Source organism: Micromonospora mirobrigensis, from assembly GCF_900091555.1.
In the GTDB taxonomy this organism is placed as follows: Bacteria; Actinomycetota; Actinomycetes; order Mycobacteriales; family Micromonosporaceae; genus Micromonospora; species Micromonospora mirobrigensis.
The window spans coordinates 144,551-156,854 of the sequence record NZ_FMCX01000010.1; the positions used below are offsets into that span (position 1 = coordinate 144,551).

Annotated in this window: 14 protein-coding genes and 1 pseudogene; 6 read left to right on the top strand and 9 right to left on the bottom strand. The window is 69.1% G+C overall.

Translation table 11 applies throughout. The annotated features are described in order from the left end of the window. The first annotated feature begins 53 nt into the window (after positions 1-53). Positions 54-902, top strand: coding sequence for an RCC1 domain-containing protein (locus GA0070564_RS26075; protein ID WP_091614653.1), 849 nt, complete (start codon positions 54-56; stop codon positions 900-902). Between the two features lie 310 nt (positions 903-1,212). Further along, complete coding sequence (locus tag GA0070564_RS26080; protein WP_176730842.1) at positions 1,213-2,097, top strand: class I SAM-dependent methyltransferase; 885 nt, start codon at positions 1,213-1,215, stop codon at positions 2,095-2,097. Between the two features lie 50 nt (positions 2,098-2,147). Here the strand turns inward: GA0070564_RS26080 and GA0070564_RS26085 are convergent, their stop codons facing one another. Continuing rightward, positions 2,148-2,798: a Type 1 glutamine amidotransferase-like domain-containing protein gene (locus GA0070564_RS26085; protein ID WP_091614659.1), complete on the bottom strand. Its 651-nt coding sequence runs from the start codon at positions 2,796-2,798 to the stop codon at positions 2,148-2,150. Positions 2,799-3,149: 351 nt separating this feature from the next. On the opposite strand from GA0070564_RS26085, the gene GA0070564_RS26090 reads away from it, so the two are divergent. Continuing rightward, positions 3,150-3,428, top strand: a complete 279-nt coding sequence (locus GA0070564_RS26090) for a type II toxin-antitoxin system Phd/YefM family antitoxin (RefSeq protein ID WP_218105002.1) — start codon at positions 3,150-3,152, stop codon at positions 3,426-3,428. Further along, a complete protein-coding gene (locus tag GA0070564_RS26095) occupies positions 3,425-3,835 on the top strand; it encodes a type II toxin-antitoxin system VapC family toxin (protein ID WP_091614667.1) in 411 nt (136 codons plus the stop codon). Before GA0070564_RS26090 ends, GA0070564_RS26095 begins: the two co-directional genes overlap by 4 nt. Before the next feature lie 294 nt (positions 3,836-4,129). On the opposite strand, the gene GA0070564_RS26105 is transcribed toward GA0070564_RS26095, so the two are convergent. The 6 genes and pseudogenes from GA0070564_RS26105 to GA0070564_RS26130 form a co-directional block, all read right to left on the bottom strand. Next, positions 4,130-4,444, bottom strand: a complete 315-nt coding sequence (locus GA0070564_RS26105) for a transcriptional regulator (protein ID WP_091614676.1) — start codon at positions 4,442-4,444, stop codon at positions 4,130-4,132. Beyond that, a pseudogene (locus GA0070564_RS26110) lies at positions 4,444-4,841 on the bottom strand (type II toxin-antitoxin system RelE/ParE family toxin). The gene GA0070564_RS26105 and the pseudogene GA0070564_RS26110 overlap by 1 nt, the downstream one beginning before the upstream one ends. Positions 4,842-5,118: 277 nt before the next feature. Then, a complete protein-coding gene (locus tag GA0070564_RS26115) occupies positions 5,119-6,039 on the bottom strand; it encodes an SEC-C metal-binding domain-containing protein (RefSeq protein ID WP_425412539.1) in 921 nt (306 codons plus the stop codon). Positions 6,040-6,099: 60 nt separating this feature from the next. Beyond that, positions 6,100-6,387 (bottom strand): type II toxin-antitoxin system RelE family toxin, encoded by a 288-nt coding sequence (locus GA0070564_RS30050; protein WP_245670263.1) that lies wholly within the window; start codon positions 6,385-6,387, stop codon positions 6,100-6,102. Further along, positions 6,384-6,668 carry a type II toxin-antitoxin system Phd/YefM family antitoxin gene (locus tag GA0070564_RS26125; protein ID WP_091614758.1) on the bottom strand — a complete coding sequence of 95 codons (285 nt, stop codon included), beginning with the start codon at positions 6,666-6,668 and terminating at the stop codon, positions 6,384-6,386. The genes GA0070564_RS30050 and GA0070564_RS26125 overlap by 4 nt, the downstream gene beginning before the upstream one ends. A 319-nt stretch (positions 6,669-6,987) precedes the next feature. Next, positions 6,988-7,653 carry a TetR/AcrR family transcriptional regulator gene (locus GA0070564_RS26130; protein WP_091614682.1) on the bottom strand — a complete coding sequence of 222 codons (666 nt, stop codon included), beginning with the start codon at positions 7,651-7,653 and terminating at the stop codon, positions 6,988-6,990. Between the two features lie 160 nt (positions 7,654-7,813). On the opposite strand from GA0070564_RS26130, the gene GA0070564_RS26135 reads away from it, so the two are divergent. Together GA0070564_RS26135 and GA0070564_RS26140 are read left to right on the top strand one after the other, a co-directional pair. Continuing rightward, positions 7,814-8,800: a quinone oxidoreductase family protein gene (locus GA0070564_RS26135; RefSeq protein ID WP_091614685.1), complete on the top strand. Its 987-nt coding sequence runs from the start codon at positions 7,814-7,816 to the stop codon at positions 8,798-8,800. 98 nt (positions 8,801-8,898) lie between these two features. Next, on the top strand, positions 8,899-10,326 hold the full coding sequence (locus GA0070564_RS26140) for an aldehyde dehydrogenase family protein (protein WP_218105003.1): 1,428 nt from the start codon (positions 8,899-8,901) through the stop codon (positions 10,324-10,326). Positions 10,327-10,886: 560 nt separating this feature from the next. Here GA0070564_RS26140 and GA0070564_RS26145 read toward each other — a convergent pair. Beyond that, positions 10,887-11,198 carry a hypothetical protein gene (locus GA0070564_RS26145; RefSeq protein WP_091614689.1) on the bottom strand — a complete coding sequence of 104 codons (312 nt, stop codon included), beginning with the start codon at positions 11,196-11,198 and terminating at the stop codon, positions 10,887-10,889. A 62-nt stretch (positions 11,199-11,260) separates the two neighbouring features. Next, positions 11,261-12,136: an IS5 family transposase gene (locus GA0070564_RS26150; RefSeq protein WP_091614767.1), complete on the bottom strand. Its 876-nt coding sequence runs from the start codon at positions 12,134-12,136 to the stop codon at positions 11,261-11,263. Positions 12,137-12,304: the final 168 nt, after the last annotated feature.

Genomic DNA, 12,304 nt, shown 5'->3' on the forward strand with positions numbered 1-12,304 from the left:
CCGAGTGCCCACCCGACGGCGGCGACGGCCGTGCGATCGGCGATGCTGGGCGGATGACCGGTCCTGTCATCGCCGCCGGACGTCGACACTCGTTGGGGCTACGGGCCGACGGCACCGTGGTCGCGGCCGGCACGGGGACGGCCGGCGAGTGCCGGGTCGAGGGCTGGACCGAGGTGGTCGCCGTGGCGGCGGGCAACGTGCACACCGCGTCGAACACCGGGCGGTCCCACAGCGTCGGGCTGCGAGTGGACGGCACCGTGACGGCGACCGGCTGGAACGGCGACGGCCAGTGCGCGGTGACGTCCTGGCACGGCGTCACTCTCGTCGCCGCCGGCTGGCGCCGCACCCTCGGGCTGCTCGGTGACGGCACCGTGCTGGCCACGGGCCGGCGCCGTGAGGGCGCGTGCGACGTGGAACGGTGGCGGGACATGGTCGGGCTGGCGTGCGGCGACTGGCATTCGGTGGGCCTGCGGGCCGACGGGACCGTCGTCGCCGTGGGGAACGACCGCCGCGGGCAGTGCGCCGTCGACGCCTGGCGCGACGTCGTGGCCGTGGCCGCCGGCCACCTCCACACGGTCGGCCGCACCACCGGCGGGCGCGTCCTCGCGGTCGGGGATCGGTCGACGGGCGCCTGCGACGTCGGCGACTGGCGGGACGTCGTGGCGGTGACGGCCGGCAGCTACCACACCGTCGGGGTCACCGCGGCCGGTCGGGTCCTGGCCGTGGGCGGGAACGACTTCGGGCAGTGCGACGTGGCCGGCTGGCGCCGGATCGTCGCGGTGGCGGCCGGATCCACCCACACCCTGGGGGTACGCGCGGACGGGACGGTCGTCACCGCCGGCAACAACGAGAGCCACCAGTGCGATGTCACCGGCTGGGACGCGATCCGCCCGCCCGGCTAGGCGCCGTCGTCCGTCGGTCCGCGCGCCCCTACCGACGGCCGGCCCTACCTCTCTGCCGGCAGGTCGTGGTGGCCAGGGCGACACCGATGAGAACCATGGCCAGACCCATGACGATGGCCGCCACGAAGCGCCACACCGACATCCGACCTCCCTGACGGGTCGCCGATCATCCGCGGGCCTGTCTCGCGGGTCCGATCCATTGTCGACCGGTGCCGGTCCGTCCCGTTGCCCCGTCGGCGGACCCGCAGGCGTGGGAGGGTCGGCCCGGCTATACGAATGTTCGTGCATGCCTCGCGGTTACGATGCCCCGGTGGCGACGGACAAGTGGGCGCAGTGGCTCCTGACCCGCCGGGACGGCGACAGCGAGGACCTGCGCGCCCGCTACGCCCTGGATCTGGCAGCGTTCCGTGACGGCGTCCTCGACGGAGCCGGCCTGGCGGCCGACGACGTGCTCCTCGACGTGGGCTGCGGGACGGGACTGATCGGGTTCGGCGCGCTGGAACGACTCGGCCCGGACGGTCGGGTCATCTTCAGCGACGTCTCACGGGATGTGCTCGACGAGTGCCGGCGCACCGCCGGTGGCGACGGGCGGTGCAGCTTCGTGGTCGCGTCGGCCGATGATCTCGCCGGAATCGCCGACGCCTCCGTCGACGTGGTGACCACCCGGTCGGTGCTCATCTACTCCGATCGCAAGGCCGCCGCCTTCGCGGAGTTCATCCGGGTCCTGCGGCCGGGCGGACGGATCTCCCTGTTCGAGCCGATCAACCGCTTCGCGGAGCAGCTCCGCCCCGATGACCTGTTCGGCATCGGCGACTCGCCCGTGGACGACCTGATCGCCAAGGTCCGCGAGGCCTACCGGGGCGCCACCGAGCAAGCCATGCGACCGATGATGGACTTCGACGAGCGTGACCTCGTCGGCTGGGCGGTGACCGCCGGCTTCGAGGCGGTGGAGCTGGACTACCGCGCCCAGGTCGACGTGCCCGCCGACCCGGTCGGGGACTGGGAAACACTCAAGCGCGTGGCGCCCAACCCCCTGGTCCCCACGTACGGCGAAGCGATCGCCGCCGCCCTGACCGACGAGGAATCCAAGCGTCTCGACACGTACATGACCGCCCTGGCCGCCACCGGCACGCCGACGCGGCGCACGATGGCCTCGGCGTTCCTCCGCGCGCGGCGTCCGCACCGGAACCGCTGAGGACGTAGCGCGCCACCCCGCACCCACCGACGCACCGTCGGCCGCGGCTGTCAGGGGAACCGCCTCCAGTGCCCTTCGGAGACGACCTCGACGGCGCCGTCGGCCACCTTGATGGCCGTCTCGTCGTCGATCGCGTACGCCGGGCCCGCGATCTCGGCCGCCCACCTCTCGGCACCGGCCATGGTGTTGTCCGGCTCGAGCCCCAGGTGCGGGAAGATCGAGAAGTCGACGACCCCCAGCGTGCGGTCGTCGGGCGCGGACTGCCCCTCGACGAAGTCCGCACCGATCCGGGGAGTCAGCACCATGCTCCCCGCACTCAACCCCACCCATACGGTGTCCCGCAGCGACGGCAGGAGGTCCGCGAGCCCGGACTGCCGCATCCAGTGGCACAGGTACGTCGTGTCGCCGCCGGCCACGAGCAGGACGTCAGCTTCCCGGACCCAGGGGACCCACCGCTGCGCGCCGATGCTGGGCAGCGCTGTCAGCTCGAGGACGCCCAGGGACTTCCAGCCCAGACCGCACATGGGCAGCGGCGACCGACCGGTGATGAAGCGCCAGGCCGAGGCCGGCCCGCCCATGGGGTGGACCGCCGTAGAGATGCAGAGGGCACTGGATTCGGCGATCGGCCTGCCCAGCAGGTCGACCAACGCATCGCGGATGCTCGGGTTCGCGACGCCCGCGGACGTGAGAAGAAGCTTCACGCCTGCCTCCGGTACGCAGCACTCACGACGCCCTCCTCGAGAGTCGGAAGAATCGGGTGTACGGGAACACAGACTGGACACCGCGCGGAAACTCATCGCCGTTGCGACCCCTCGAGCCGTCCGCACCACATCGGCGGCACGAGGGCCGGCACCGGCGTGACCGGGCAGGAAAACGGTTGGTGGGGCGGAGGTATCACCATGCGAACCGCGCCGCCACGATCGCAGGCGATCCGCTGGCCCTGAAGTTGCCCGGCTGGCCTGGAGTTCGTCGACCTCACTGATCGGCGAACAGGCAGCCCGGATCACGCCAAGAGCTAGAAATGTAGAACATCTAGTTCTACACTCGTGGCCATGGAACGCATCGGTGTCCGGGAGCTGAACCAGAACACGAGCCAGGTGTTGGCTCGGGTGAGTGGCGGCGAGACCGTCGAGATCACCGATCGCGGGCACCCGATTGCCCGACTTGTTCCGGTAGGCGACGACAGATCGGTGCTGGCCAAGTTGGTAGCGGCAGGGCGAGCCGTCGCCCCCACCGGCGGCGGCTCTGTGCCACTTCCACCGAAGCTCGGTGACGAAAATGTGGACGTGGCCGCCTCGCTCGCCGCGATGCGCGACGAGGAGCGCTGGTGATCTATCTCGATTCAGCTGCCGTCGTCAAGCTGGTTCGGCAGGAGATGTGCAGCGCCGACCTTGTCTCCTGGCTCAACAAGCATGACGACGTGCCGCTGGTCTCCTCCGCTCTCGTCGAGGTGGAAGTGCCCAGAGCGCTGCGCCGATCAGCTCCGCAGGCGTTGATCGGAGTGCCGGCCGCCGTCGGGCGGCTGTTCCGACTGGAGATCGACAGCACGATCCGTGCGACCGCAGCCGCGTTCGCCGAGCCGACGCTGCGCAGCCTCGACGCCATCCACCTGGCCACCGCCCAAGTGCTGACCAACGAGTCCGGCACGGCACTGACCGCCTTCGTCACCTACGACCGGCGGCTACTCGAATGCGCGAAAGAAGCAGGACTACCCGTAGCAAGCCCTGGCCAGAACTGACCCACGGATCCACCACCTGGTGCAAGGTCCGGCCGCCGCCCGGCAGTGCGGCCGCGGCATCGGCCGTGGCCCGCGTTTCTGCCACCTGCACCCGTCCGTTTGGGTATCCGTTTCGGTGGGCCAGAGGTACCACCATGCGAACCACTGCGCCACGATCGCCGGCGATCCGCTGCCAGTCGGTTTGCCCAGTTCACGGTTGCCGAACGGTGCTCTATGACCTCGGCTTGACCGACCGGCGACGCGGTTCGCGGAAACGACTGGCCCCGTCGTCCACGATGTCGCTACTCGCGGGGGTCAGGCGATCTGCCGGAGGTCGCTGCCGTAGTCGAAGATGATCCGCATCCGGGCGCCCAGTGCTCGCGCGTACCTGCTGAGGGTCGCCACCTCGTTGGCGTCCAGGTCGCCGTTCTCGATCTGGCTCACCCTGCCGGGCGTGACTCCCATCAGCTCGGCCACCTGCCGTTGGGTGAGACCGAGTCTCTTGCGCTCCTCGGCGAGGTGGAACGCGCCGATCCACGCCTCGGTGCGGGCACGTTCCGTATCGAGCGCGTTGTCGTCCCCATCGTGCAACTCGGCGCGGATGTCTTCCCAGTCATGGAAGTCGACCATCAACCTTCCCTCCGTTTTCTCTCGAAGGCGAGCCAACCCTCGTAGGCGACCTCGGCGATCGGGATCGCGTTCTCGTACCACCGCGTCCAGTCTCCGGCCTTGTTGCCAGCGACCAACAGCACCGCCGGCGACCAGGGGTCGAAGACGAACAAAAGCCGGATAGCGACGTCGCGGCCAGATCTCGGCCGCAACTCCTTGAGGTTGCTGATGCTCGAACCCCGGAGAGTGTCGACCAGCGGACGTCCCAGACCCGACCGGTCTCGGCGAGCATGTCGATCGCCACGTTCACGGACCGGTACGTCGCGGGATCGGTCTGACGCAGGGCGCGCAACCAGTCGCGCACATCGCCTGTCGTCCTGATCGCCCAGCGATGGGCTGGCCATTGGTCACGGGACAACTATAGCCCAAGCTATACATCGCCGATCTCAGTGACGTGACGACCGATTCAGCAAAGCGGCCGAAACTCGCACTTGCCAGCCTGCGCTTCGGCCATGCGAACCACGGAAGCGCAGGTCAGCAACGAGATCACGGCATGTGGTGGGCCGGAGGTACCACCATGCGAACCGAACGGCGACCATTGCCGGTGCCCCGTTACCCCTGTCGCGAACGGGAACGCTGGCAGGTAGGGCTGCGTCGTGACGAACTATCGGGTGCGGCGCGTCGGAGGACGCCGCTCAGGCCGTCCGCCCGCAACACTTCTTGTACTTGGCTGTCGATCCGCACCAGCATGGGGAGTTCCGCGGTGGCGGCCAGGCGATGGTGTGCTCCTCGGGAAGAGTCTCGCTGTAGCGGACCTTGAGCGCTGGGTCAAGAGGCGATTCGCCGGTCCGGTCTGCGAACTCACAGAGATCGGCGACAGTTGCCGGCACCACCCGGATGGCTGGCACACCGCCGTTCGCCAACTCACGCCACCGGCGCTCGGCAGCCTGATAGTGCTCGTCGTCGGTCATGTCGTGTTCCTGGGGCCACCGCCGTCGCGCCTCGGCCCGCTCCTGGCGTTGAAAGATCAGCGTCCGCACCTGTCGTGGAACTCGTCCAGAGGCCACGGCGTCCCGCACACCATCCGCGTCGACAAGCCGCTGCCGCTGTGGCGGCGCGGCCGGAGCCAGCTCATCGGTGACATCCGGCGCCAGGCCCAACTCGCGACGGACCTCCCGACGGCCGCGAATCATCACCGAGGACATCTGCATCCAACCATCCGCGCCGCCAAGCGCCTGCAACTCCTCAGCCGACAGGCAGGCCACCGCCCGGTCGTACCAGCGCAACGCACCATGCAGATCGCCTCGCTCGGCGAGCAGCTCGGCGACCAACGTGCAGTGACCGTCATCCATCGCTGCGTCGTGAGCCAGGCCATCCAGCACGACATACGCCTCATCGACGTCGCCCTGCTCGAATCGCACCTCAGCGAGCTGCACCATCGCGTAGCAGCCGTCCCCACCGCCGTCAGCGATCAGCCCGGTCAGCAGGTCGGCTGCTCGGTCGAACCGCCCCGCCCGGCGCCATGCGTCGGCAGCCTCGAGCAGGATCTCACCCCGCTCGTCCGGATACTGCTCCACCTCAGCCTCAAGGGCCGCAGCCTCGTCAGCCACACTCATCGACACGGCACCCACCGTACTGAATGCCTTGACGCCATCGGGCACGGAGAGCCAGGGGCGTCACGAGCGGTACACATCCCTTCGATGATCAACGTCCACAACAGTCACGATGCGGTTGTCGTCGTCGATGCGGTAGATGATCCGGTAGGTGCCTCGCCGGGCGCTGAACCGATCCGACAACGGCGGCAACAAACGCTTCCCTACCCGGTAGGGCTCTCGCACCAATGGCCCAGTCATGAACTCGTACGCGGCTACAGCGACGGCCTCCGGCAACCGTTCGGCGAGCGCTCGACGGACGGTCGGCGTGGTGCGCAGCGTGTACGGATCTTCCGGTAGCCGGGGGCTCACGCGGCCGAGGCGCGACGGGCGCGAATGGTCTCCGCAAGCTGGTCGGCAGACACCTCTTCACCTCGGGCCAGTTCCGCGTCGGAGTCGGCCAGCCGCCGCAGGGTGCCCGCATCCCCGAGAACCGCCACGGTTTCCTCCAGACGCTCCAAGTCCTCCACCGACACCAGCACGGCGGACGGCCGACCATGCACGGTTACGGTCACCCGTTCGTGGTGGTCGTGCACCCGCCCCACCAGCTCAGAGAGCCGAGTCTTCACTTCCCCCAACGGCAGCGTCGTCATGGTCACAAGTATGACCAAAATTCGCTGGGGCGTCCACCGTTCCTCCGAACACCACGCCGATGGTTCGCATGGTGAACACGCGCCGCCAGGAAACGACAGGTCAGAAAACTGCGTGGGCCGGAGGTACCACTATGCGAACCGCACCGCCACGATCGCCGGCAATCCGCTCCACTGAGTTTGCCCAGCCCGAGGGCATCGGGCAGGGCCAGATGAGCCGGGCTCGACCGACCGCCGGCACGTTCCGCCGACGCGGAGGAGATCAACCCGTTTCAGGTGGCGCCGGGCCATTGCCGCGACACATGGTCGGGCGATCGGCGGATCAAGCGATCGCGGGTTCCTTCCCGGCGTCGACGAGGCCGACGGCGACGGCCTGCAAGAGGCGGGTCAGGCGTGGTTCGAAGTCGACGGCGAGCCCGCACCAGCGGGGGTTCTCGACGTAGAGCTCGCGCAGGGTCTCGGTGGGGTTGGCGAGTTGCCAGAAATAGGACGCCAGCGCCGAGGCCGCGACGATCAGGTCGTTGACCTGGGCGGCGGTCATCGTGCCGCTGGTGGTGAGCGCCTCTACGATGACGTCGAAGGCGGCGAATGCGTTCGTCTTGTACTCCCGGGCGCGGTCGATGCCAGCTTCTCCCTCCAGGCTGAGCGGCACGTGCGTGAGCAGGTCGCAGAACAGCGGCTGGGCCGCGAGGGTGCGGGCCACGATGGCAGCGGTCTGCGCCGGGGCGAGCCCGTGCGCGCCTGCGGTTTCGCCGAGGACCGCCTCACGCCATTGGCTGTAGCCGCGTTCGGCCAGTCCGAGCAGCAGGTCTTCCTTACTGTCGAAGTATCGGCGCACGGCCGAGGGGTGGAGGCCCGCAGCCTCGGTGACGGCCGCGAGCGTGACATGGCGGACTCCGCCGAGCGCGAGTGCCAGGTCACTGGCGGCCTGGAGCAGGTCTTCGGTGCGGCGGAGTTTTGCCTCCGGGGAGTAGGCGCGGCGATTCATCCCCTCAGCATAACGCAATGAACGTGCGTTGCTCCCGTGATCCGCGCCGCAACGCAATCGGGTTGCGTTGCGGGCGGAGCGGCTCCTAGAGTGGCCGTAACGCAATTGGGTTGCGTTATATGGATCGGGTAGAGCACCCGACCATGGAGAGGAGAAGGCGATGTATGCCGCAGTCGTCACCCGTTTCGGAGGCCCTGAGGTCCTCCAACTGCAGGAACTGCCGGACCCGACGCCCGGCCCCGGCCAGGTCGCGATCGACGTCAGCCACGCCGCAGTCGGCTTGATCGACGCCTACATCCGGCAGGGCCGGTTCGAGAACCAGCCCGGCATGCCGACCCCACCCTTCGTGCCGGGCCTGGAAGTAGCCGGCACCGTCCGTGCCCTCGGCGAAGGCGTCAGCGGGCTGCGCGTCGGCGAGCCGGTCGTCACGCTGACCGGCGCGGGCGGCGGCCAGGACGGCTACGCCTCGATCGCCGTGGTCGACGCGGCGCTGGCCGTGAGCCTGGACGGGCTCGGGGTGGACCCGGCGGCCGCGGTGGCGGCCCTGCCCAACGCCGCGAGCGCGTGGGCGTCGCTCACCCAGTTGGCGCACATCAAGGAAGGCGATCGTCTGCTGGTGCACGGCGCGCTCGGTGGGCTGGCCTCGGCGTTCCCCGGTGTGGCCAAGAGCCTGGGGGCCGGGCGCGTGGTCGGCACCGCCCGCCGATCCTCGCTGGAGGGGGCCCGCGCCTCCGCCCTGCCCTACGACGAGGTCGTCGCGGGCGAAGAGCTGATCGAGGCGGTCGGCGAGACGCGCTTCGAGATTGTGGTCGACCCGGTCGGCGGCCAGGTCCGCACCGACTCACTGCAGGTGATGGCACCGTTCGGCCGGATGCTGCTGGTGGGCAACGCCGCCGGCGACTGGGAGCACAGCGTGCGCACGAACGACCTGTGGCTGAGGAACCTCGCGCTGTACGGCTTCTCGGGCGGCGTCTACTTCCCGACCCACCCGGAGCAGGTCCGTCCCGCTGCGCAGGGCGCCATCGCGGCCATCACGCAGGGCCTGGTCGACATCCGCACCGAGTCCATCCCGGCGGCGGAGGCCGCCGAAGCCCACCGCCGGGTCGAGAAGGGCGGCATCGGCGGCCGCATCGTCCTGACCTTCTAACCCCCGCCAGTTCCGCCGTTCCCATCCTGCGCGCCGGATCACCAACGCACGAACCGGCAGACCCGCGAACCAGCACATCCTCCGGGAGATAACCCGTCATGAACGCCATCACCACCGTCAACCAGCACTTCATCAACGGACAGTTCGTCGACTCGCACGGCCAGGAGGCCATCGACGTCTACAGTCCGGTCACCGGGGAGCTGATCGGCCACACGCTGCTCGGCGACGAGGTCGATGCCGAGCGCGCCATCGTCGCGGCCCACGAGGCCTTCCCCGCGTGGTCGAAGACCTCGCTCGCCGAACGCGGGCAGTACCTGCAGAAGATCGCGGACGCGCTCGAGGAGCGCATGGACGAGTTGATCTCGGTCACTGTCGCCGAGTACGGCGCGCTCCGCACGTTCTCGACCATGTTCAACGAGCAGGCGCGCCAGTTCTTCCTGCTGGCCAAGGACCTGCTGCGGCCCGAGAACTTCGTCGAGCGCAACGGCGACGCCACCGTCACCAAGGTCCCGGTCGGCGTTGCCGGGCTGCTCACTCCGTGGAACGGCAGCCCCTGGTTCATCGCCGGCAAGGCTGCCTCGGCGCTCGCGGCCGGAGCCACCGTGGTGATCAAGCCCAGCCAGAACAGCACGCTGCAGAGCAGGGTCCTGATGGAAGCCTTCGCCGCTGCCGAGTTGCCGCCCGGCGTGGTGAACATCGTCAACGGCAGCGGCACGGCCGTGGGCAACACCATCACCCGCAGCCCGCTGGTGCAGAAGATCTCCTTCACCGGATCCACCCGGATCGGCAAGCAGATCGGCCGCGACGCGATCGAGACGATGAAGCGCGTCACCCTCGAGCTCGGCGGGAAGTCCCCGACGGTCATCCTGGACGACGCCGACATGGGCAAGGCCGTCCAGTTCGCCCTGACCGCCGGCCTCCTGAACACCGGTCAGGCGTGTATCGCCGGAACCCGCATCCTCGTTCCCGAGCACCGGCTCGAGGAGGCCAAGGCCGCGCTCAAGGCCGGCGTCGAGGCCCTGCCGATCGGCGACCCGAACGACCCGACCACCCTGATCCAGCCCATGGTTTCGGCGAGCCACTACGAGCGGGTGCAAGGCTTCATCCGCAAGGGCATCGAGGAGGGCGCCGAGGTGCTCGTCGGCGGCGAAGGCAAGCCCGAGGGCTTCGAGGCGGGCAACTACGTCAAGCCGACCATCTTCGTCGGAGTCACCAACGACATGACGATCGCCCAGGAGGAGATCTTCGGCCCGGTCCTGTCGGTGATCACCTACCGCGACGAGGAGGAGGCCGTCGCGATCGCCAACGACGTCGAATACGGTCTGCACGGCTACGTCTACGGCAACGACGTCGAGCGCGCCCACGCCGTCGCCGACCGGATCCAGGCGGGCCGGGTCATGGTCAACCAGTTCTTCGACGACCCGGTCAACCCGTTCGGCGGATTCAAGATGTCCGGCTACGGGCGCGAGTTCGGCATCTACGGCATGAACGCCTACCTTGAGACCAAGACCGTCCTCGCCGCGTAGGCACTATCCGCACCGGCCGGGCCGCACCGGCCGGGCCGCACCCGACGGCCCGGCCGGTGCGCCCACCGGCACCGGTCTTTCCGGCCAGGGCGCGAACGCGTTGGGCGTGCGCACGGACACCCAACACCGGCCGCACCCGAGCCGACTGAACCAGCCGCATCCGGCCGCCGGTTGTCCTCGCCCGGCGGCCCCACGCCGGGGAGAAACGACATGCGCCGCAGCCATACGAGAAGCCTCTCGCCGCGGCGTAACCAGCAGATCAGGGGCCGCTCGTGACGGTTGCGCCCGGTGGGTCGTCGGGTGCCCTGCGGATCGACGGCACTTGCTGGCGTTCACCGGCACCCATGCCCGCGAGCATCGCGTGGCCGCCGCACTTGCTGACCGGATCAGGCCAGCGGCAGTTCCTCCAGCGTCTGGCGCACCCACGCCTCGCACTGGTCGTAGTCCCATCCGTGCTCGGTGACGAGCTGCACGTATGCGTCGATGGAACTGATCACCGACGGCGACCTGTTCGAGGGCGACCTGGACTAGGGCCTGTTTCAGAAGTACGGGACTGGGGTTCAGCCTGGTTGGTTGGGGTACTGGCGGTCGGCCAGCCAGATGGTGAGGTCCTTGGCGATGTGGCCGCGGTCGGTCTCGGTGGTGAGGTCGTGGATGCGCTGGTGAGCGTCACGGCGTTCGACTTCGTAGGTGTCGTCGTCGAGCAGTGAGATCGAGGCGTACCAGGCTGGGTCGTCGTCGGCGGGGTTGATCGTGACGAAGGTGTTGTCGTTGTGGTTCAGCTCGTCGATCAGCATGAGCAGGGCGTCTTCGGAGGGGTCGTCGACGTGGTCGCCGTTCTCCGCGTCGGCGTAGTAGTAGTCGGCGGCCATTCGATGTCTCCCTGCTCTGCTGGTCGGCCGGCTCAGCTTCGCATGAGGTGATGCCTGGCTGGTCAGAGCCATTCGTTGATCGCAGCGACGAGCACGGCAGCCTCGAAGCGGACGGCGAGTTTGTCGTAGCGGGTGGCCACGGCCCGATGGCGTTTGAGTCGGTTGATGCCGCACTCCACGGCGTGGCGGGCCTTGTAGTCCTCGACGTCGAACAGCGGTGGCCTGCCGCCGGCTGCGCCGCGCCTCTTACGATTCTGGGCCTGGTCAGCGGGCTCGGCGATGGTGGCCTTGATGCCGCGGTGGCGCAGGTAGTCCCGGTTGGCCCGCGACGAATACGCCTTGTCCCCACGCACCCGATCCGGCCGTTGGCGTGGTCGGCCTGGTCCGAGCCGGGGCACCCGGATGCCCCGCAGGACCGGCACGAACTGCGGCGAATCCCCGCGCTGGCCGGCGGTGACCAGAATCGACAGCGGCTTTTGGCCCTGCTCACAGGCCAGGTGGATCTTCGTCGTCAGGCCACCCCGGGACCGGCCGAGCCCGTGATCGGCCGGCTCAGACACCGCCCCACCGGCCGGCTCCCGCTGGGCGTCGCCGTCGTGTCGGGCGCCGGCGGCATGCTGATGAGCCCGGCAGATCGTCGAGTCGACGTTGACCTCCCAGCGGATCAAGCCGGCCGCGTCCGCCCTGGCCTGCAACGCGGTGAGGATCTGCAACCACACACCCGAGCGCTGCCACCGGCGGAACAGCCCATACACCGTCTGCCACGGCCCGTACTCCGGCGGCAGATCACGCCACGGGCACCCAGTCCGCACCCGCCACCTGATCCCATTGATCAGCAGCCGACGCGACCACACCGCTGGCCGACCACGCCCCACCGACGCGGGGAGCAGCGGCTCCAACACCGCCCACTGCTCATCGGTCAGATCACCACGACCCACCACAAGATCATTGATGGAACCGGGGCCGTGGATCAACTTCTGAAACAGGCCCTAGTCAGACTCTCCGGCTCGGAGGGCGGCGAGCATAGGCGGGTGCAGCTTTGGCCCGGCCACCAAGATGCTCGTCGCTCCCAGGCGCCACGGCGCTCCGGCGGCATCGGTGACCGT

Bases quoted from the DNA above. Each gene is read 5' to 3' on its own strand.
- GA0070564_RS26075 (WP_091614653.1), top strand. From the start codon at position 54: ATGACCGGTCCTGTCATCGCCGCCGGACGTCGACACTCGTTGGGGCTA.
- GA0070564_RS26090 (WP_218105002.1), top strand. From the start codon at position 3,150: ATGGAACGCATCGGTGTCCGGGAGCTGAACCAGAACACGAGCCAGGTG.
- GA0070564_RS26105 (WP_091614676.1), bottom strand. From the start codon at position 4,444: ATGGTCGACTTCCATGACTGGGAAGACATCCGCGCCGAGTTGCACGAT.
- GA0070564_RS26115 (WP_425412539.1), bottom strand. From the start codon at position 6,039: ATGAGTGTGGCTGACGAGGCTGCGGCCCTTGAGGCTGAGGTGGAGCAG.
- GA0070564_RS26125 (WP_091614758.1), bottom strand. From the start codon at position 6,668: ATGACGACGCTGCCGTTGGGGGAAGTGAAGACTCGGCTCTCTGAGCTG.
- GA0070564_RS26130 (WP_091614682.1), bottom strand. From the start codon at position 7,653: ATGAATCGCCGCGCCTACTCCCCGGAGGCAAAACTCCGCCGCACCGAA.
- GA0070564_RS26135 (WP_091614685.1), top strand. From the start codon at position 7,814: ATGTATGCCGCAGTCGTCACCCGTTTCGGAGGCCCTGAGGTCCTCCAA.
- GA0070564_RS26140 (WP_218105003.1), top strand. From the start codon at position 8,899: ATGAACGCCATCACCACCGTCAACCAGCACTTCATCAACGGACAGTTC.
- GA0070564_RS26145 (WP_091614689.1), bottom strand. From the start codon at position 11,198: ATGGCCGCCGACTACTACTACGCCGACGCGGAGAACGGCGACCACGTC.